The following is a 20390-nucleotide window of genomic DNA, read 5'->3' as shown; positions in this document are numbered from 1 at the left end:
CTTTAGCGAAGACACCTGGACGTTCCTGTCCCTTGAGCAGCGGTTTACAATGAAAGCGTATTATTCCTTGTTGAAGGAGGAGAATTATGAAATTCGATCTGAACTTTGTACCCTTCAGCCGCAGAGAGTCGTTCCTTGCCGTCTCTCTTCTGCCTGAAGGCAAGAATAGACAGCAGGGCCTCTACCTACGAACTGTGCGGGGTGGGGATGATAAATTTGGCGAGGCGTTCCGTATCGAACTGTTGGATCAGCAGAATCAGACGATTCCATTCACGACAGAAGCTTCTCCAGAAACTGTCCAGCTGAATTCACCAGAGCCCGCAATCTTTGCGGAAATCTGTATTTCGGATAGTCGCACGGTCCGATTCCGTTCGGAAGGGTGCGGGATCAGATTGACCTTTATCCCGTCAACTTATGATTATGCATATGAGGTGAATAAGAACAGCTGGGAAGTAAATAGCTTCACCCATGAATGCCGCTTCATGCTGACTGGAATTGTAGGTGACATGAAGCTGGAAGTGCCGTGGGATAAAATCAAGAGCTCACGCGTAATCGCAGAGTTCAATCCGGATACAGACACGAATACAGCTGAGTTTGCCGTTGAGGAGTTCCGCACAGTATGGGAGCCTCGCCCACAATGGGAGTCCTTTGATGATGACGTAGAAGCGGTTCGGACTGAATTCAGCCACTGGCTGGACAGCAGTCTTGCGATCCCTGATCGCTGGCAGGATGCGCGGGAGCTTGCGGCTTACATTACTTGGTCCTGCCTCGTTCCGGCGGAGGGTTGTCTGACGCGTCCAGCTATGTATATGTCAAAGAACTGGATGACAAATATATGGAGCTGGGACCACTGTTTCAATGCGATGGCGCTTGTTCGCCATGATCCAAAGCTGGCGTGGGACCAGTTCATGATCTTTTTTGATCGGCAAGATGAGAGTGGATTAATTCCTGACTTTGTGAACGATAAATATGAGCTGTGGAACTGCAACAAACCTCCTATTCACGGATGGACACTGGCTTGGATGATGCAACGTACGGATTATATTCGCGAGGCGCAGCTTCGTGAAGTGTACGGCCCATTGTCCAAGTGGACGAAATGGTGGTTCCGGTATCGTGATGATGATGGTGATGGGATTCCCCAATATAACCACGGTAATGATTCCGGCTGGGATAACAGCACCGCGTTTAATAATGGCATTCCTGTAGAAAGTCCGGATTTAGCTGCCTTTCTGATTATCCAGACAGAGCTTCTGGCTGAAATTGCTGGATTGCTTGGGCTTACCACGGAATCTTCTGAATGGAGAAAACTGGCGGATGATACGCTGGAGAAGATGATCAGCCACTTCTGGAAAGAGGATAGATTTATCTCCTTACGCTCAGGTACACATGAACCTTCAGCTGGAGACAGTCTGCTGTTATTCATTCCGATTCTACTGGGCAAACGCCTGCCTGAACCCATCAGAGATCTTCTTCTGGAAGGGCTCAGGGAGGAGAATCGCTTCCTGACGGAAAATGGTTGGGCAACCGAGAGCATAAGCAGCCCTTACTATATACCAGACGGGTACTGGCGTGGACCGATCTGGGCTCCATCAACCATGCTGCTCGTGGAGGGCGTAGCTGCTGCCGGTGACCTGGAGCTGGCTCGGGAAGTATCCCGCCGCTTCTGCAATATGCTTAGCCGGAGTGGTATGGCGGAGAACTTCGATGCGTTGACCGGTGAGGGCCTACGTGACAGGGCATTCACATGGACATCGAGTGTGTTTCTGGTTCTGGGGCACGAGTACACAATCTAAAACCAATATTGCACGTCCCTGGCTGCTGTTTTAAACAGCTTTCCGGGGAGGTGCTTTTCCCGTTTCCTCGAAAAATTTTATTTGCAATCCGTAATTTGAAAGCGTTACCATGAAATGATTGGATTCTTCTATAGGTTACCTGTCCGTGCTAGAATGCAGGTAGATGTAGTTATAGCGAGAGGGGAAACCGTTTATGAACATCCAATGGATCAGGCAGCTAAATAAACGCATTTTCTCTGGTTCCTACCGCAGTATACGGACCAAGCTGCTCTTCTGTTTTCTCATCGTGACTCTGATTCCGTTGCTCTCGCTTGGTGCGTTGTCCTATTACCAATCCGCCAAAATCATTAATTCCCAGTTTGGCAAATATGGTGAAAATGCTGTAGCGCAGTTGGAACAACAAACGAGCTCATCTTTAGGCCGAATGAAACAAATGAGTGAAACGATCTACTCGTATTTGCTTGATCCCGCCCATACCGATCTAAGGAACCAGGCACCTGTAAGCTATAGCGAAATCATTGAGAAGAATGACTTTGAAGCCCTACTGAAATCGCTGTGGACAGACCAAACCGCAGGAATCTATATCATTACGCCCTCAGGCTATTATTATGGAGAGAACAATTTGGACGTTGCCAAGCTGAGAAATATGCCAGAATGGAAGACAAAACCGGCTTCTTATAAAGGACTATACTGGCTAGGCTTTTATATGCAAAATCACGCAATGAGCAGTTCAGGCGATTCGAATCTTCCCGTTCTTGGGCTCGCTGTTCCGATTCATAATTCCAACGGAACGCAAAACGGCAGCACCATACTCATAGAGGAGAATGCGCAGGAACTGATCCATATGTTCAAGCTGTTTGAGACAGATACGAAGTCGCATCTGACCATTAAAGCTTCGGACGGAAGAATTATATATGAAAGCGCACCCAATTTCACGAAGAAGGATAGTGATATTACATGGATTCGGACGCTTGCCGTGAACCAGTGGACCATAGAAGCGAGATTACCTGCCAAAGCCTTCTACCTGTCCTCGGGCATTATTCGGTCGAATACCATTGTCGTGGCCGTTATTTCATGTCTGCTTGCCTTTGGATTCGCCTATCTGTTCTCGTCGAGGTTTACAGCTCGTATTCGCACGCTAAAGGATTCGATGCAGAAAGTCAGCTTCGGTAAGTTGGATACACGAATGCCGATCGAAGGCAGAGATGAGCTAGGTAGCCTTGATATGAGTTTTAACCGGATGGTAAGTGGCGTTCAATCGCTTGTACAAGAAGTGGAACAGAGCGAAAGACTCAAGAAGGAAGCAGAACTGAAGGCTTTCCATTATCAGATTAACCCCCACCTGCTGTTCAATACGTTGAACTCCATTCAGTGGAAGGCCCGTCTGGAAGGGGCTGATGATATCCGTCAGATGTTATATCACTTAACGATGGTGCTGGAAGGAAATCTGGATATATCGCAGGAACTGATCACGGTGGGCAGAGAACTACGCATGATTGAGCATTTCCTGAAAATTCAGGAGATCAGGTACGGAAATGTGTTCAGCTATGAGCTGAATTGCGAGGACTCACTGAAGCAGTATCTGATCCCGCGTATGACTCTACAGCCGCTGTTTGAAAATATATTTTTCCACGGCTTCACGGATGGAATAGGTGTAATCAAGCTCGATGTCACCGTGGAAAAAAATGAACTTCTGCTGACTCTCCGGGATAATGGAGCAGGTATGACAGAAGAAAAACGGGAGCGTTTGCTTGTTCCAGATCAGAAACGTCGTGGTCGCGGAGGATTAGGCGTCCAGAACGCAGACCAGAAATTCAAACTGCATTTCGGCTCGCAGTACGGACTTACAGTATTTTCGACTAAGGGTGAAGGTACAGCGATTGTCATTCATTGGCCCAAAGAGGAGGAGCGTCCGGATGGATACAGCAAAGAGAATTAAGGTGCTGATTGCAGATGATGAGAGCATTGTACGGAAAGGCCTACGTTCGACCGTAGCTTGGGAGAAATTTGGAATGGAAGTTATAGCTGACGCGCCCAATGGACAAAAAGCCTGGGAAGCCTTTCTGGAGCATCGGCCTGAAATTGTAATAACAGATATTGTAATGCCAGAGATGGATGGCATCGAGCTGTCTCGCAAGATAAAGGAGACGGCGGCGAAGACCAAAATAATTCTGCTCAGTTGTCACCGCGACTTTGAATACGCACAGCAGGGAATTCAACTTGGGGCATCCGGATATCTTTTAAAGACCGCTTTTGAGGACGAAGAACTTGAAGACATGTTAAAGAAGTTCCAGCAGGAACTATCTGTCTCCGCTCCCCCCTCTCTAAAAGATGAAGAACGTATGGAAACACTGCTCTTTGCATGGCTGAACGGACATAGCTGTAAATTTCCAGAGGAGCTGGAGAAGCTGCATGGCGGTCAATCTCATGTTAATGGTCAGCCGTTGTTGATATATCTGATTCGAACGGCAGAATGCGGAGCATCTTGGACCGAGCTGCTACAGGAAGCTGAGAAAAATGACCGCAGCATGCGCGAGGGTACGATCATTCCTTATGGAGAAGAATACTACTATTGGATCGTTCCTGATACGCTGCGAGGGTCTGCAGACAGCCTGCTGGTAGAGAGTAAGAGCAAATGCAGTCAGTTGAAGTGGACTCGTAAAGAATCCTTGGTCCACAGCGATGATCTGAAGCAGGCTTTCCAAAACCTTCATAAAGAAGCTGAGCTAGAGAAGCTGTATGGGATATCCGTAAATCATTGGCCAGATCCGATCTGGAAAGCCGTGAATCTACTGTATGCTAATCCCGCAGCTGACTGGTCAGCCAGCGAACTGGCGGAAGAGGTTGGACTGAGCCGCAGTCATTTCTCTATTCTCTTTAAGAAGGCTGTCGGTGATAGCTTCATTGCCTTCCAATATAAACGGAAACTGCGCCTTGCTTATGGTTTATTGCGGGATACACATCTAACTATGCAGGAAATTGCGGAGCGAACAGGACTAGGAGATAGCAAATATTTTAGCAAATGGTTCAAACGCTGTACGGGTCAGACACCGAGTCATTACCGTTCCCAACAAAAAGACGAAGGGTCCCGAACAGATTGACACCTGCTTCAATAATTCGAACAAAATCACAACAACATTCGAATAGATACACGTTTTGAACCGCTTTCATTCGCGTTACGATGAAAGCGGTTCAATTATTATAAACCTCACTGACAGGGAGCTGACAATATGAAAAAAAGAATTTCACACATTGTCCTTGCAACGACGCTGATGGTATCTATACTGTCTGCATGCAGCGGTAACGCTGGAACAGCCAATCCGGAGAACGGCGGTTCGGATCAGACGAAGACGCTTCGTTTTGCAACCTGGGATACGGGAGACGCGCTCAAAATTGAGCAGGATATCGCAAAGAAGTTTGAAGCAGAACATCCCGGTACAAAGGTGCAGGTTGAGGCCTATGCGGACGGATTTGACCAGAAGCTTGCCGCAGGCTTTGGAGCGGGCAACCCGCCAGACGTCATGTACATGTGGGACTTCCCTACTTACCATCAATCTCTTGAACCACTGGATAGCTTCGCAGAAAAAGATAAAGACCTGAAGATAGATGATTTTTACAAAGGATTGTTCAACTACGGAAAAATTGACGATAAGCTATACGGCATTCCGGCAGGCTTCACGACTCGTGTCGTCTATTATAACAAAAAGCTCTTTGATGCTGCGGGTGTCCCTTATCCTAAAGACGGATGGGAATGGAGCGATTTCCAGGATATCGCTAAAAAGCTGACGGATCCATCTAAGAAGCAGTACGGTTTCGGTGCACGTGCCGAGAATGATACGTATGACTTGCAGGGCTTTGTCTGGAGCAACGGTGGCTCCTTTATTTCCCCGGATGGTAAAACCATCGAAGGCTACATGAACAGTAAAGAAACCGCTGAAGCTATCCAAATGTTTGGTGATATGGTGAAGGACGGCACCGCCGTGCTCACAGGTGGTAAAGGCCAGCAAAGCGGTGATGATATCTTTAAAGGCGGTAAGATCGCCATGTGGGAAAGCGGAATCTGGCCGCTCGAATCATTCAAACAAGCGGGAGTTGATGTAGGCACGGTCGAAATTCCGGCTTTTCCAGGCAAACCGGTTAAAGGTGTACTTGCAGAATCTGCCTTGTCTATTGCCAAAGACTCCAAGAACAAAGATCTGGCATGGGAATTCGTTAAATTTTATGTTTCTAATGAATCGATCAAAATGCGTGTTGCTGACCTGCCAGTACGACAAAGTGTTGTAAACGAACTCAAGAAGGATCAAGACCCGCTCTACAAACCTTATTACACCATGCTTGAGCGTTCGGACAATACACCTGCATTTCTACTCAATCCGAAGTGGAATGAAGTGAACCGACAGCTGTCGGCTGCAGTGGAAGCAGTTATGCACGGCAGCAATGCCCAAGAAGCGCTGAATCAGGCGGTTAAGGACAGCGAACGATATTTGAAATAACACTTGTAGAAAGAAGGTTAGGAGATGGCTCAGACCTACCTGCAGAATACATCAGAACCGACAGCTACCCTTAAGGCCTTGAAAAAACGTAGATGGGGTGGGCTTGCACCCTACCTCTTTATCTTCCCTTGGATATTTGGATTTGTTTTCTTCACTTTAGGCCCCCTGCTGTTCTCATTGGTCATTTCATTTTTTGATTGGCCAATCGTCGGTAAGGTAACTTTTATCGGGCTAGACAACTATGTAGAGATGTTTTCGAATGATCCACTTTTTTGGAAATCTTTATTTGTCACACTGAAATTTGCAGCCCTCTTCGTTCCGCTCAATATTGTAGTTGCACTCGGACTTGCCATGCTGCTCAACCAAAGGGTTAAAGGAAGCGCCATTTTCCGTACGGCATTTTATCTCCCCTCTGTAATTTCAGGTGTTGCGCTTGCTATGATCTGGTCCTGGGTGTACAGCGGAGACTATGGAATTCTGAACTACTTCTTGTCTGTCCTGGGCATTCAGGGACCCGATTGGCTGAATGATACAAACTGGTCGCTTGTTGCAATGGTCGTTGCCAGCCTCTGGGGACAAGGATCGATGATGCTTATTTTCCTAGCTGGACTTAAAGGCATTCCTAAGGACTTGTACGAATCGGCATCAATCGACGGAGCAGGTAAAATCCGAAAGTTCTTGAGTGTAACCATTCCGATGATTACGCCAACAATTCTATTCAATCTCATCACATCAATTATTGCAGCATTTCAGCAGTTAACTCTCGCCCTGCTACTTACGGGAGGCGGGCCAATGAAATCAACCTATTTCTATGCGATGTACATGTATGAGAACGCTTTCAAATACTTTAAGATGGGTTACTCTGCCGCCAACGCCTGGTTTATGTTTCTGATCGTGCTTACCTTGACATTTCTGGTATTCAAATCTTCGGAAGCCTGGGTGTTCTATGAAGGTGAAATGAAAAAGCAGCCGCAGAAGAAACTTAAGGCCAGTACAAGGGGGCGGTCCTGATGAAAAAAATAGTTGCATACACGTTGCTGATTGGGTTCTCACTGCTGTTCATCGCCCCACTGTTCTGGGCGGTAACCACGGCACTGAAATCACCGCAGGAGCTCTATCTGTTTCCTCCCAAATGGATTCCGTCCGTCTGGAAATTCAGTAACTTCGCAGAAGCATGGAATATCCAGCCCTTTAATTTATTTTTGAAAAACACGCTGATCGTTACGGTTTTATCCACCCTGGGTCAGCTGATATCCTGTACGCTCGTCGCTTACGGCTTCGCCAGATTCCAGTTCAAGGGTCGTGATTTCCTGTTTCTTGTCGTTCTGGCTACCATGATGATCCCTTGGGAAGTAACGATGATTCCGCAGTATATGGAGTTTAACTATTTGGGTTGGATTAACACACTCAAACCGCTGATTATTCCATCGTGGTTCGGCTCTGCCTATTATATCTTTTTGTTGCGGCAGTTCATTATGACCCTCCCTCGGGAGCTGGATGAAGCAGCGACAATTGACGGCGCTAGTAAAATGACGATTCTACTGCGAATCATCGTACCGCTAATGGGACCTTCGCTGATCCTGGTCTCCGTATTCCAGTTCATGAGTTGTTGGAATGACTATCTGGGGCCTCTCATTTTCCTAAATGATCAGACGAAATATACGTTAACGCTAGGCCTATCTCAATTTAAGGGCATGTACGGTGTTGATATGCAATCCATCATGGCCATCACCTGCTTAATTTCGATTCCGCCACTTGCGATTTTCTTCTTCGCCCAGCGTTACATTGTCGGCGGAATTGCCACGACAGGTATTAAAGGATAGGACACACAGATAGAGGAAAGGAATGACGATCATGACTGTTATGAACATTGAGCGCGACTGGGATAACCTCAGCGTGCTGGAGAGAAACCGTGCGAAGAGTCGCTCCTATTTTATTCCTCATTCCAATAAAGAAAGTGCTCTGAGCTATGACAGAGGAAGCTCTCCATGGTTCAAATCGCTGAACGGTATTTGGAAGTTCCAATTTGCTGAGGGGCCAGATCTGGCCACCCCGGATTTTTATCAAAATGAATATGACACCTCAGGTTGGGATGATATTCGTGTCCCTGGCCACTGGCAGTTGCAAGGCTACGGAAATCCGCATTACACGGATCTCGAGTACCCAATCCCTGTTGATCCTCCTCATGTACCTAATGATAATCCAACGGGCAGCTATATAAGGGAATTTACGCTGCCAGACCATTGGGACGGAAGAGTTGTTTCACTTAAGTTCGACGGTGTAGATAGCGCCTTTCATGTATGGCTGAATGGTTCATTTGTCGGCTACAGCCAAGGCAGCCGCCTGACATCAGAGTTCGATCTGACCCCTTTCCTTCGGGCGGGAGTTAACCGATTGGCGGTCCGGGTATACCAGTGGTCTGACGGTAGTTATTTGGAGGACCAGGATATGTGGTGGATGAGTGGCATTTTCCGGGATGTCTATCTGGTTTCCGAGCCTTCAGCATCCCGTATTACAGATTATCGAATTGTAACGGAGCTAGATACAGAGTTTACCAATGCGGTACTGTCGGTCCGCTTAGATCTGGATGGAGAAGAAGTTCAGGGCAAGGTACAGTTGCAACTGCTGAATAACGTTGGCGAGCAGATCCTGTCTGCTGAGAAGAATCTAAACCATCCTGCAAGTGTCGAGTTCAATCTGCCTGTGGCGAAGCCTTTTTTATGGAATGCTGAAGTTCCTTATTTATATCATCTGATCATTTCAGTGGTTGATTCGAAGAATCAGGTTATAGAAACGATTGCCCAGCGAGTTGGGTTCCGCCGTGTGGAAGTCAAGGATGGACAGTTCTTGGTGAATGGAGTACCGATCCTTCTCAAAGGAGTAAACCGGCATGACCATCATCCAGATACGGGACGAACCGTCACGGTAACCACCATGTTCGAAGATATTCAAATGATGAAGCAGCACAATATCAATGCGGTGCGGACAGCACATTATCCGAACGACCCGCGGTTCTATGATCTGTGTGATGAGTATGGGTTATACGTTATGGAAGAGACGGACCTGGAGACGCACGGCTTTGAGCCGCTGGGTAATATTTCACGGCTTAGCGATGACCCCGCTTGGAAGGATGCTTATGTTGACCGCATCCGCCGTATGGTGGAGCGCGACAAGAATCACCCTTCCGTGATTTTCTGGTCACTTGGCAATGAATCGGGCTTCGGCTGCAATTTCCGTGCGATGTCTGAGTGGTGCAAAGCCAATGATTCCACACGTCTTATCCATTATGAAGAAGACCGTGAAGCGGAAGTATGTGATGTGGTGAGCACGATGTATTCTTCGGTGGAGAAAATGGAAGGATTCGGCCAGCTAACCGATCATCCGAAACCGCATATTCTATGCGAATTTGCCCATGCGATGGGTAATGGACCCGGAGGGTTACGGACGTATTTTGACACCTTTGATGCTTATCGGCGTCTTCAAGGCGGCTTTGTCTGGGAATGGATCGATCATGGGCTTAGCAGAAAATCAATCGATGGCAAGGCTGACTACGCTTACGGTGGAGATTACGGGGATGTACCGAATAACAGTAATTTTGTTATTGACGGACTGGTTCGCCCAGACCGCACCCCCTCTCCGGGACTCATTGAATATAAGAAAATCATCGAACCTGTACGGGTCGAAATGATAGACGCAGGAAAGATTCGCGTAACGAACCGGTATGACTTTGTGACATTAGATCATCTGCAGATTCACTACAGCGTCACGGCTGATGGAAGAACCATAAACAGTGGTGCACTCGTACTTCCTCAGATTGGTCCGGGTGATAGCGCAAACGTATTGATTCCACATTTGAATTTAACAGATCAACAGTCGATTCATCTTGAGCCGGGTACGGAGATGTGGCTGAATGTCGGATTTACGCTGGCAGCAGACTGCGCTTGGGCGGAACAGGGGCATGAGGTGGCTTGGGCGCAGTTTGCACTGCCGAATCATTCCACCTCAGCCGTATCTCCCTCATCCCTGCTGTCTGTAGAGCAGAATTTGTCAGTTTCCGAAGAAGGGCGAGAGCTAATCCTTACGAATGACAGTTTCCGTATTTCTTTTAATCGTCTACGTGCAGGGGTCACCTCACTTCACCTGAACGGAAAGGAACTCATTCAACATGGACCACGACTGAATTTCTGGCGTGCTCCCATTGATAACGATATGTATGTGCTCCCGGATTGGCGCAAGGCACACCTCGATCGACTGACCGAGCGGATAGACGACTTCCGCTGGGATCGATTGAATGAAACATCTGTGCGTATGACTTGGACTTCACGCATAGCACCTCCTGTCTACGATTGGGGCTTCCGCTGTGAAACGTCCTATACGGTTACTTCAAGCGGACTAATCATTATAGATGTGAAGGGAATGCCGGAAGGAACACCACCTGCTATGCTCCCGAAAATCGGTCTTCAGATGAAAGTTCCCGGTGATATAGATCGTGTGAAATGGTATGGCCGTGGGCCGGGAGAGAGCTATTCGGATAGCCGGGAGGCCGGACGCTTCGGCGTATATCAGAGCAGTGTAGATGGATTGTTCACGTCGTATATTTATCCCCAAGAGAATGGAAATCGGACAGATGTAAGATGGGTTTCGATTGCCGATGGAGCAGGAATCGGTCTGCTGGCGGCAGGAGCGCCAACGCTTGATTTCAGCGCTAGACGTTACACGGATGGTGATCTGGAGAAGGCGCAGCATATGAGCGATTTGGCACCTCGTGATTTCATTACTCTGAATCTGGATTACCGACAGAACGGACTGGGAAGTAACAGCTGCGGCCCAGCACAGTCGCCTGAAAATACAGTTAAACCGGAAGCGTTCCGGTTCCGCATCTTGCTTCAGGCGTATATGGCGGAGGATAGCTCTCCTGAAAGGCTGAGCCGCCGAATGAGTACAGAAGCGATGCAATATGAAATGGAGGAAGATAAAGATGCTTAATACACAGGACGTTTTGAATTTATCTGGCAAGGTAGCCGTCGTTACTGGTGGGGCATCTGGCATTGGGCTGGCCACCGCTGAGCTTCTGGCGAGCTTCGGGGCACATGCTGTCTTGATTGATATTAATGAGGCTGCGGGTAACGAGGCAGTCGCCAGTATCCGTGAACAGGGAGGTCAGGCCAGCTTTTACTGCTGCAACGTGACCTCTGCCGCAGATTGTGAACGCACAGCTTCAGAGATCAAATCGACTCTTGGAGGAATTCATGTCCTGTTCAATAACGCAGGGGTTATTCGCCGCAAAACGGTTACCGAGTTGGATGAAAGAGACTGGGATCTTGTACTAGATGTCTCACTCAAAGGTGTCTTTCTCCTTTCTAAATATGTAATTCCCATTATGGAGTCTAGCGGCGGAGGCAGCATCATTAACACAGGCTCAGGTTGGGGACTGAAAGGTGGAGACCGCGCAGCAGCTTATTGTGCAGCAAAAGCAGGCGTTGTTAATCTGACGCGCGCCATGGCTATCGACCATGGCGCGGCGAACATTCGAGTCAACTGTGTATCACCAGGGGATACGGATACACCTCTCCTGCGTGACGAAGCGAAGCAGCTGCAGCAGGATGAGTCAGCATTTCTGGTTGCCTCTGCAGGAGGCAGACCGCTGGAGCGTCTAGGTACACCGCGTGATATCGCGAATGCCGTATTGTTCCTAGCGAGTGACTTATCCTCATGGGTAACAGGCAGTGTTCTCGTTGTTGACGGAGGCGGAATCGCTTAGGACGATAATAATTACCTTTTTCCCAACATATGAACGGAGGCGTTAATTGTGGCTGACAACAAAACATATGCCCATCCCTATATCCCAAATACCGTTCCGGAGGTCCGGGACGCGATGCTGAAAGAGATTGGTTTAACGTCTATGGAGCAACTCCACGACGCAATCCCTGACAGCCTGAAGCTGAAGCGGGAGATGGACCTTCCGCCAGCCATGAACGAGTATGAACTGCGCCGACATATTGACGGACTACTAGCAAAGAACAAGCACAGTGGAGATTATCTTAATTTTCTGGGTGCAGGATGCTGGCAGCATTTCATCCCGGCTGTATGCGATGAGATCAATCAGCGTTCTGAATTCGTGACGGCCTATGCCGGTGAACCTTACGAAGACCATGGTCGATTCCAAGCCCTATTCGAATATCAGAGCCTGCTTGCCGAGCTCGTGGACATGGATGTCGTGAATGTTCCAACCTTTGACTGGGCTCAGGCAGCTTCCACCGCGATTCGGATGGCGGGGCGTATTACAGGGCGCAAAATCGTGCTGCTCCCGCGTTCCGTAGACCCGGATAAGGCGGCGATTATTCGTAATTACTGTACTCCAGTCATGGATATTCAGTATGTTGACATCGATCAGGTAACAGGACGAATGGATCTGAATGATCTGCGCAGCAAATTAAGTGACGATACGGCAGCAGTATACTTTGAAAATCCAGGTTATCTTGGAATCATTGAGGATCAGGGTGCCGAGATATCTGAACTGGCTCACAAGATAAATGCTGTTTCCATTGTAGGTGTTGATCCCATATCACTTGGAGTTCTGGAGCCTCCGGGCCATTACGGGGCCGATATCATTTGCGGAGATTTACAGCCGCTGGGTATGCATATGAACTTTGGCGGTGGGCAGGCTGGCTTCATTGCAACACGTGATGAGGAAAAATACGTCATGGAATACCCTTCCCGGTTATTTGGCATCGTGCCAACCGAAGTGGAAGGCGAATACGGCTTCGGAGACGTTGCCTATGAACGTACATCATTCGCTCTTCGGGAGAAAGGTAAGGAATCGGTAGGAACCCAGACCGCATTATGGGGCATTACAGCAGGAGTATATCTGGCCCTCCTCGGTCCTGCCGGAATGCAGGAGGTTGGTAGCACTATTATCCAGAAATCGCATTACGCTGCGAAACAGATATCACGAATTCCAGGTGTGTCACTCCGCTTCGAAAATGGCACCTTCTTCAAAGAGTTTGTTGTTGATTTTAATGATACGGGTCTAACCGTTGAGGAGATCAACCAGAGATTAATGGAGTCAGGAATTTTCGGTGGTAAGAATCTGTCATTATCCTACCCATCATGGGGTCAATGTGCACTGTACTGCGTCACGGAAACGCATACCCAGGCCGATTTGGACCGACTCGTCGATACTCTTCGTTCCATTGTCAGCACATCATAACGATCATATAGAGGAGGACTGAATGCCATGAAACGGATTCGCAGAGATCATAAGGTCCGTAATTTTCACCAAGCTAAATGGGATGAGCCCGTTATCTTTGAACTTCACCGGCCCGGAGAGCGGGGTGTCGTCCCACCGGGAACGGAAGCGGCTGTAGCTGCTGAAGTGGGCTCCGCAGAAGACAACATACCGGCATCCATGTGGCGCCGCACTGTTCCCGCTTTGCCTGAAATCGGGCAGGCAAAGGTACTGCGGCATTATCTGAGATTATCCCAGGAAACGTTGGGATCGGATATGAACGTGGAGATTGGTCAGGGAACCTGCACGATGAAATATATTCCACGGATCAACGAAATGCTTATCCGCAATCCACGTATGACCGAGCTTCATCCGCTGCAGGATGTGGATTCTGTTCAGGGGATGCTGGAGATATTCCACAATCTTGATTTGGCAATGCGAGAGATTTCCGGTATGGATGCGTTCTCCTTTCAGCCAAGTAGCGGAACCCAAGCACTTCTGGCTATGGCCTCCATCGTTCGCGCCTATCATGATTCGCGCGGTGAAGGTGAACAACGTGATGAGATCATTACAACGATCTTCTCTCATCCTTCACAAGCTGCTACAGCTGCCGTTAAGGGATATAAGATTATTACGTTGCATCCAGACGAGGATGGATTCCCGGACCTTGAGAAGCTGAAGAACGTTGTCTCCGAGCGGACTGCCGGATTTGTTGTGGCTAACCCAGAGGACACAGGCATCTACAATCATCGTATCCGCGAATTTACGGATGTGGTGCACGAAGCTGGTGGTGTCTGCTACTATGATCAGGCTAACGCCAATGGCCTGCTCGGGATTACACGAGCGAAGGAAGCGGGTTTTGATATGTGCTTTTTCAATCTTCACAAAACCTTTGCTGCGCCCCATATGTGCGGCGGTCCTGCTACGGGCGCTCTCGGTGTGACGGAAGAATTGAAGAATTTCATGCCTGGCCCTTTGGTGGATAAGGAAGATGACGGACGTTATATTTTGAGAGATCAAACGGAAGTCAGCATCGGTAAAGTACGGAGTTTTCACGGTGTAGCCCAAACTGTACTCCGCTCCTACGCCTGGATTATGAGCCTCGGACCGGACGGTCTGAAAGATGTCGCCCAGGTAGCGGTGCTGAATAACAACTATCTATATCATAAAATTGTTCAAATACGCGGAGCGAGTGCCCCGTATGTCCAAGGACGCCGTTTGGAACAGGTACGCTACAGCTGGAAACAGCTCACGGATGAGACCGGAGTGACGACGGAGGATATTACGCGCAGAATGTGTGATTTTGGCTTGCATTACTGGACCTCTCATCACCCATATATTGTTCCACAGCCGTTCACACTGGAGCCAACGGAATCCTATTCCAAGGAAGATCTCGACGAATATATCCATGCGCTGGAGCATATCTCGAATGAAGCCTATACTCAGCCAGATATCGTCAAATCAGCTCCGCATAACAGCACGGTGCATCGCAATGACGAATCCTCTTTGGACGACCCGAAACAATGGTGTATTACCTGGCGTGCATATTTAAAAAAAACACAGCCAGAGCTTCAGTAAATTAGCATGTATGTTGTAGCTACTCTTATTGTTCATATAGAGGAGTATTAATATTACTCGTTTTATAAATAGACAGAAAAAGTAAAGACCCTCAACACGTGTTGAGGGCCTTTTTAATATGATTCTATAGCTTTCAGTGGAGTTAAAATAACGATTTTATCCCGTCCCCTCTTCCCCATTTACACCGATTTCCTATTCACTGAGCATGGACTGTGTGAATCCGATCCACTCCCGGGTTGCAAAGGATAAATATCGATCCTTCCGCCAGATCATGCCGAGCTGCCATGGAATCACAGGTTCTATCACGGGTATAATGCGCACACGCATATGATCCACCTCACGGCAGATCGTTTCTGGCAGCAATGCCACGCCCAGATTGGCCGCTACCATCGCACTGAGCAGGTCCCACTGGGAGCTTTCATACACCACCCGAGGCTGGAACCCCGCATGCTGACAGGCGGCGATAATCCGGTCATGCAGCGCAAAATCTTCCCGAAACAGCACAAATGCATCATGCTCCAGCTCGCGCAGCGCGACAGACTCTTTGCTCGCAAGCGGGTGTGAAGGATGTACGATCAGGTTCAGTTTCTCTTCCACAAAAACAAAGTGGTCCACAAGTTCATCCACAGTAGGCAGAACGGCGACACCAATATCCAGTGCACCACTAATCACATCGGCCTCTACTTTTTTGGCACCGTCCTCGAAGAGCTGAATGGTTACCTGTGGGTAAGCTTTATGAAATTCACCGATAATCATCGGAAAAAAGCTTGAACCTATCATCGGTGGCAAACCAATCCGAAGGTGTCCTTTCTTCAAATTCATCAGGTCGTCCAGCTCGGACGATAAGCTGCGAAATGACTTTTCAATCTCCAGCGCCTGCCGAAAAAAGACATGCCCTGCATCCGTTAACGCTACCTTCTTGCCATAACGATCCAACAGCGTTACGCCCAATTCGTCTTCCAAGCTTTTGACGGTTTTGCTAATCGTCGGTTGTGTAATGAACAGCACTTCGGCCGCTTTGGTGAAGCTTTGCTGGCGAGCAACTTCCAGAAAATATTGCAAATGGCGGATATCCATCGTCTGATCCCCATCTCTCATAGATAAATGGAATGATAAACATTCTTAATATGCATTTTACTCATGAAAGAATGCGATGTAAAATTTGTGATAACAAGTGAATCATTTTCATAAACAACTCAAAATCATCACGTTCATTATACAAGGAGGGATTGAAGTGAAGAAATGGGGCCTTGGAATTTTGCAAGTTGCGCTCTTGATGGCCTTTTCACTGCTCATGGACCAGTTGGCCCGTGCTCTCCATCTACCTGTACCAGGTTCCATACTCGGTATGATCGTGCTGTTCATTTTGCTTCAGACCCGGGTCGTGAAGCTGCGCTGGATCGAAATTGGAGCTGCCTGGCTGCTCGGTGAGTTACTGCTATTTTTCATCCCGTCAGCCGTTGGCATTATGAACTACATGCCCATGCTGGAGCAAGACGGACTGCAAATTCTGTTTATTGTTCTGCTTAGCACGTTTCTGGTCATGGCCTGCACAGGCCTTGTTGCCACCCGAATCGCCAAACGAAAGGAGCGTCACACCGGATGATTGGATTCCTCTGTCTCTTGTTAACCGTCGGTATTTACTTGGTCGCCAAACGCATGTATCGCAACCTGCCCAAAGTTTATCTGTCTCCGCTGCTGATTACGCCGCTTCTTGTCGTTGGTGTGCTGCTCGCAACAGGCACGGATTACGCAGCTTACAGCAGTGGCGGTAAATGGCTAAGTCTGCTGCTTCAACCGGCAACGGTGGCCTTTGCCATACCGCTCTATACGTTTTTCCATGTACTCAAAAAACATATTTCCGAGATCGTCTTCAGCGTTATGACGGGTTCCGTCGTGGCGGTCCTCTCTTCTGCCCTGCTCGCCAAGTGGTTGCGCCTGGACTCCGGACTCATTCATAGTCTGATCCCGAGATCGATCACGACCCCTATTGCCATGAATGTATCGGCGACTATTGGAGGCATTCCGGCGGTTACGGCGGTTTTTGTCATCATGACCGGTCTGCTGGGGGCAATTATGGGACCATCCATTGTGAAAATGCTGCGTATTGATGGCGAGATTGCGCGTGGAACGCTGCTTGGAACCGGTGCCCACGGAACAGGCACATCCAAGGCTTTTGAGCTCAGTTCACTGACAGGAACCATCTCCAGTATCTCCATGGTACTGGCCGCATTGTTCACATTAGCGGTTGCACCCGTGCTATCTAAACTTATTTTCCCATAATAGATGGAATTAACCCTATTTCTTGAAATATTATTGTTGTATTAAAGCCCTTTCTTCCTTACAATAAGGACAGGTTTTAATTGTGAATATTGCGGGGGAGATGCGATGAAAAGAACCGGAATGAAGAGATCTCTGGACCGCCTTGGACGAATTGTCCTTCCCAAAGAAATGCGGGATACGATGGAAATCCATATCGGCGATCCGCTCGAGTTTTTCATTGAAGGGAAAGAGTTGATTTTGAGAAAGTATAAATCAACATTGTGTGTGTTTTGCGGTGATGTGGATACGGAAATGTATTTCAAAGAGCAATTCATCTGCCGGACTTGTGCAATTCAATTAAAACACCCGGATGACACTCCCGATTGGTTCGTTCCTCAGAACAAACAGGCTCCTGCACCCGTGGAGCGTCCTGCTACCGAATCCGCCACAGTCTCGTCTCCCGCTTGGGAAGAAGGGGCTACAGCTGCCAACCAAGAGTATCCGGACCTGCGGCCGAAGACGGCACGCATGCTGCAACAGATGAAGGAAATTGTTGAACAGAATCCCGGTTTGGCTCAACAGCAAATTGCGGAAAAGCTTGGCATTAGCCAAGGACGCGTCTCCCAACTTAAAAAACTACTATAATAGGAATTTATTCGATTATTTATAATCAGGAGACCTTCCGTTTCAAGAAGTCCCGTTGCAAGAGAACCCTTTGAACTCCGTGGGTTCTTCTTTTTTTTGAGATAAACCACAAAAAAGACGACTACCGCTTAATCACAGTGGTCATCTTTTTCAATATTCTTAACTCCAGCGTTTAGACCTGCACGAGATCCATATCCATTTCTTCTGCTTCCAATTTACGCATCCCCATAATAAGAACGATAATGTTGGCAACCAGCAACACCGCCGGGAAAGGAACAGCTGCGTATTGTCCGTAAATTAGATGACTCCCCACAGCCCCAATCAGAATGAACGTCAATACTCCTGAAGCCAGAATACGAGTACGAGGAATCAACAGACCTACCGCACTGAGCAGCTCTACTACCCCAATGAGATACATCGTCCATGTAGGATAGGAGAACCCTTCGAAAGTCTGCACCATCATCTCTGCTCCACTAACCTTGTTAAAGCCTGCCATTACAAACATACCTGCAAGCACAACCAACGCAATATATCCTAAAATTCTTATGCCTTTGTTCATATGTATAATCCTCCTGAAAATGAATGTCCATATTCATCTGTTGTATAAAAAGCAATCTATGTAAAAGTTACAACGTAACTCTATTTTTAAAATGGGCAGTTTGTACTGCAAAATTGGTATGTGCTGATATTATACATATTAATAATTATTAACTTACTTTTATGAAGCGAGTATATAATAATAACATTATTTATTCAAGTAATTTTTTGACGAATAGTGTATAATACATACAAAAGGTATGTTACAGTACATTTTGTAGTAACATGTTTGACTTCATTGTCCCTTACTTTGGTCAGAGCGGCAGAAAGCCACGCACTTTTATATATACGAATATACGAAGAAATCCATCAATACTTGAATCGAGGTGAACACGTTGAAGCTGAGAAAAGTAAAATCACCAAGTCCCTGTCTCATTACTCAGGCCATGGATATCATCGGTAAGAAATGGGTACTGCTCATCATGTACCAACTGTTATCCGGACCCAAACGATTCACAGAGCTGGAAGCAGAAATGGCGATTAGCGGTCGGTTATTGTCCGAACGTCTGAAGGAGATGGAAATGGAAGGTATCGTAACCCGGCATATGTATCCTGAAATTCCTCCCCGCGTTGAGTATGAATTGACGCCCAAAGGCAGAGCCATCGAACCCGTCATCAATCAGATTTACAACTGGTCCTCAGACTGGTTGAAACAGCAGCAGTCTACTAAGTAGCCAGATTCTGATTCATGTACAACATAAAGACGCCTGAATTGAACTGATCTTTGGATCAGTCCAGATTCAGGCGTCTTTTTCACGCGTTTATATTTCTGGTTACGTCATAAAAGGATTAATGCGAGAGGTGTTTGGATGGCTGAAGCTGTACCGGTAATCCCGAATCTGCCGAAACCAACGCCGCCGTTGTAATTTCCTGTGTACGGCAGGCATCCGCATAATCGGACAATATCCGTGAACGATCTCCCGTACGAAGGGCGTGAATGAACGCTTCATTTTCCCGCTCATAAGGGTTATGCCCTGCGGGAATCTCCAGACCTGCCATCGCATGAGGGGCAGCACTTGGCAGAAGAAGACGTTCAGGTGTCCAGTCCCATACTCCGGCATCCGTGTAGAACTGGAGCCCTGCTCCGCCCTCACCATCTGGCAGCAGGCAGGTGTTGGCAATGCTTGCAATCGCTCCACTCTCCAGCTTAAGCGTTACATTTGCCACATCAGCTACCGTGACATGCTCATGCTTTTCATGCATACTGCGTTGGGCCGCTACAGCGTATACCTCTGTCACTTCACCAGCACAATACCGCAGCAAATCCACGATATGGGTCGTCTGTTCCACAAACTGTCCCCCGGAGCCTTCCTGGCGACGCCACCAAGCGACTCCCGGCATTCCGCCCATCCAGCGTCCAAGCGCCATGCCGACGGTCTGCTCTTTCATCGCTTCTTTCAGTACCTGTGTAGCCTCCTGATAACGGAAATGATAACCTACCGATGTCAACAATCCGGATTTCTGTACCTGATCCAACACCTGACGAGGAATATCCATGCCTGTACTCAGCGGTTTTTCCACCAGGAACGGGATACCCCGTCGAATCAATTCAGCTTCAATCGATCCATGAGACATCGGAGGAATACAGATATAGACTGCGTCCAGCTTTTCACCATCCAGCATATGTTCAAGTTCACCGTAGCCAACAGCATCATAGACGGAAGCCATAGCCTCTGCCTTCTCCAACGTTGTTCCGCAGACAGCTGCTACACGAACACCTTCCATTCGTGCCAGAATATCTGCATGTACCTTGCTGAACCAACCTGTTCCAATGATTCCGATCTGTAAAGTCAT

At 47.9% G+C, this 20390-nt stretch carries 17 protein-coding genes; 14 read left to right on the top strand and 3 right to left on the bottom strand.

The features are described 5' to 3' along the window. Positions 1–86 precede the first annotated feature (86 nt). The 10 genes from ACR1R9_RS29100 to gcvPB all read left to right on the top strand — a co-directional run bounded on the left by ACR1R9_RS29100 (position 87) and on the right by gcvPB (position 15092). Complete coding sequence (locus ACR1R9_RS29100; RefSeq protein WP_076287443.1) at positions 87–1793, top strand: amylo-alpha-1,6-glucosidase; 1707 nt, start codon at positions 87–89, stop codon at positions 1791–1793. Between the two features lie 193 nt (positions 1794–1986). Continuing rightward, entirely contained in the window at positions 1987–3732 is a 1746-nt protein-coding gene (locus tag ACR1R9_RS29095) for a sensor histidine kinase (RefSeq protein WP_433922119.1), read from the top strand. Further along, a complete protein-coding gene (locus ACR1R9_RS29090) occupies positions 3710–4894 on the top strand; it encodes a response regulator transcription factor (protein WP_433922120.1) in 1185 nt (394 codons plus the stop codon). The genes ACR1R9_RS29095 and ACR1R9_RS29090 overlap by 23 nt, the downstream gene beginning before the upstream one ends. Before the next feature lie 129 nt (positions 4895–5023). Next, complete coding sequence (locus tag ACR1R9_RS29085; protein ID WP_072733725.1) at positions 5024–6286, top strand: ABC transporter substrate-binding protein; 1263 nt, start codon at positions 5024–5026, stop codon at positions 6284–6286. 24 nt (positions 6287–6310) lie between these two features. Continuing rightward, positions 6311–7297, top strand: coding sequence for a carbohydrate ABC transporter permease (locus ACR1R9_RS29080; protein ID WP_175381508.1), 987 nt, complete (start codon positions 6311–6313; stop codon positions 7295–7297). Next, entirely contained in the window at positions 7297–8109 is an 813-nt protein-coding gene (locus tag ACR1R9_RS29075) for a carbohydrate ABC transporter permease (RefSeq protein WP_076287438.1), read from the top strand. Before ACR1R9_RS29080 ends, ACR1R9_RS29075 begins: the two co-directional genes overlap by 1 nt. A 31-nt stretch (positions 8110–8140) precedes the next feature. After that, positions 8141–11272 carry a glycoside hydrolase family 2 TIM barrel-domain containing protein gene (locus tag ACR1R9_RS29070; RefSeq protein ID WP_433922121.1) on the top strand — a complete coding sequence of 1044 codons (3132 nt, stop codon included), beginning with the start codon at positions 8141–8143 and terminating at the stop codon, positions 11270–11272. Further along, on the top strand, positions 11265–12047 hold the full coding sequence (locus tag ACR1R9_RS29065; protein ID WP_099857285.1) for an SDR family NAD(P)-dependent oxidoreductase: 783 nt from the start codon (positions 11265–11267) through the stop codon (positions 12045–12047). Before ACR1R9_RS29070 ends, ACR1R9_RS29065 begins: the two co-directional genes overlap by 8 nt. 48 nt (positions 12048–12095) lie before the next feature. Next, a complete protein-coding gene (gene gcvPA, locus ACR1R9_RS29060; RefSeq protein ID WP_310854109.1) occupies positions 12096–13496 on the top strand; it encodes an aminomethyl-transferring glycine dehydrogenase subunit GcvPA in 1401 nt (466 codons plus the stop codon). A 27-nt stretch (positions 13497–13523) separates the two neighbouring features. Further along, a complete protein-coding gene (gcvPB, locus tag ACR1R9_RS29055; protein WP_310854110.1) occupies positions 13524–15092 on the top strand; it encodes an aminomethyl-transferring glycine dehydrogenase subunit GcvPB in 1569 nt (522 codons plus the stop codon). Positions 15093–15284: 192 nt separating this feature from the next. On the opposite strand, the gene cidR is transcribed toward gcvPB, so the two are convergent. Beyond that, positions 15285–16169: a cidABC operon transcriptional activator CidR gene (cidR, locus tag ACR1R9_RS29050; RefSeq protein WP_175381512.1), complete on the bottom strand. Its 885-nt coding sequence runs from the start codon at positions 16167–16169 to the stop codon at positions 15285–15287. A 157-nt stretch (positions 16170–16326) separates the two neighbouring features. Between cidR and ACR1R9_RS29045 the strand changes: the two genes are divergently transcribed. The 3 genes from ACR1R9_RS29045 to ACR1R9_RS29035 all read left to right on the top strand — a co-directional run bounded on the left by ACR1R9_RS29045 (position 16327) and on the right by ACR1R9_RS29035 (position 17999). Beyond that, the gene (locus ACR1R9_RS29045; RefSeq protein ID WP_063567332.1) at positions 16327–16698 is read left to right on the top strand and encodes a CidA/LrgA family protein; all 372 of its coding nucleotides are present in this window, start codon (positions 16327–16329) and stop codon (positions 16696–16698) included. Beyond that, positions 16695–17375 carry a CidB/LrgB family autolysis modulator gene (locus tag ACR1R9_RS29040; RefSeq protein ID WP_063567333.1) on the top strand — a complete coding sequence of 227 codons (681 nt, stop codon included), beginning with the start codon at positions 16695–16697 and terminating at the stop codon, positions 17373–17375. Before ACR1R9_RS29045 ends, ACR1R9_RS29040 begins: the two co-directional genes overlap by 4 nt. Positions 17376–17480: 105 nt before the next feature. Then, positions 17481–17999 (top strand): AbrB/MazE/SpoVT family DNA-binding domain-containing protein, encoded by a 519-nt coding sequence (locus ACR1R9_RS29035; RefSeq protein ID WP_310854111.1) that lies wholly within the window; start codon positions 17481–17483, stop codon positions 17997–17999. A 172-nt stretch (positions 18000–18171) separates the two neighbouring features. Here the strand turns inward: ACR1R9_RS29035 and ACR1R9_RS29030 are convergent, their stop codons facing one another. Next, positions 18172–18558, bottom strand: a complete 387-nt coding sequence (locus ACR1R9_RS29030) for a DoxX family protein (RefSeq protein WP_076287432.1) — start codon at positions 18556–18558, stop codon at positions 18172–18174. Between the two features lie 424 nt (positions 18559–18982). Between ACR1R9_RS29030 and ACR1R9_RS29025 the strand changes: the two genes are divergently transcribed. Further along, on the top strand, positions 18983–19270 hold the full coding sequence (locus ACR1R9_RS29025) for a winged helix-turn-helix transcriptional regulator (RefSeq protein WP_062321783.1): 288 nt from the start codon (positions 18983–18985) through the stop codon (positions 19268–19270). 115 nt (positions 19271–19385) lie between these two features. Here ACR1R9_RS29025 and ACR1R9_RS29020 read toward each other — a convergent pair whose 3' ends face one another. Then, the gene (locus ACR1R9_RS29020) at positions 19386–20390 is read right to left on the bottom strand and encodes a Gfo/Idh/MocA family protein (RefSeq protein ID WP_433922122.1); all 1005 of its coding nucleotides are present in this window, start codon (positions 20388–20390) and stop codon (positions 19386–19388) included.

It is taken from the genome of Paenibacillus taichungensis (assembly GCF_050994985.1).
Lineage (GTDB): Bacteria > Bacillota > Bacilli > Paenibacillales > Paenibacillaceae > Paenibacillus > Paenibacillus taichungensis.
Note: the sequence above shows the minus strand (reverse complement) of the source record. Positions and strands in the feature narration are given on the sequence as shown.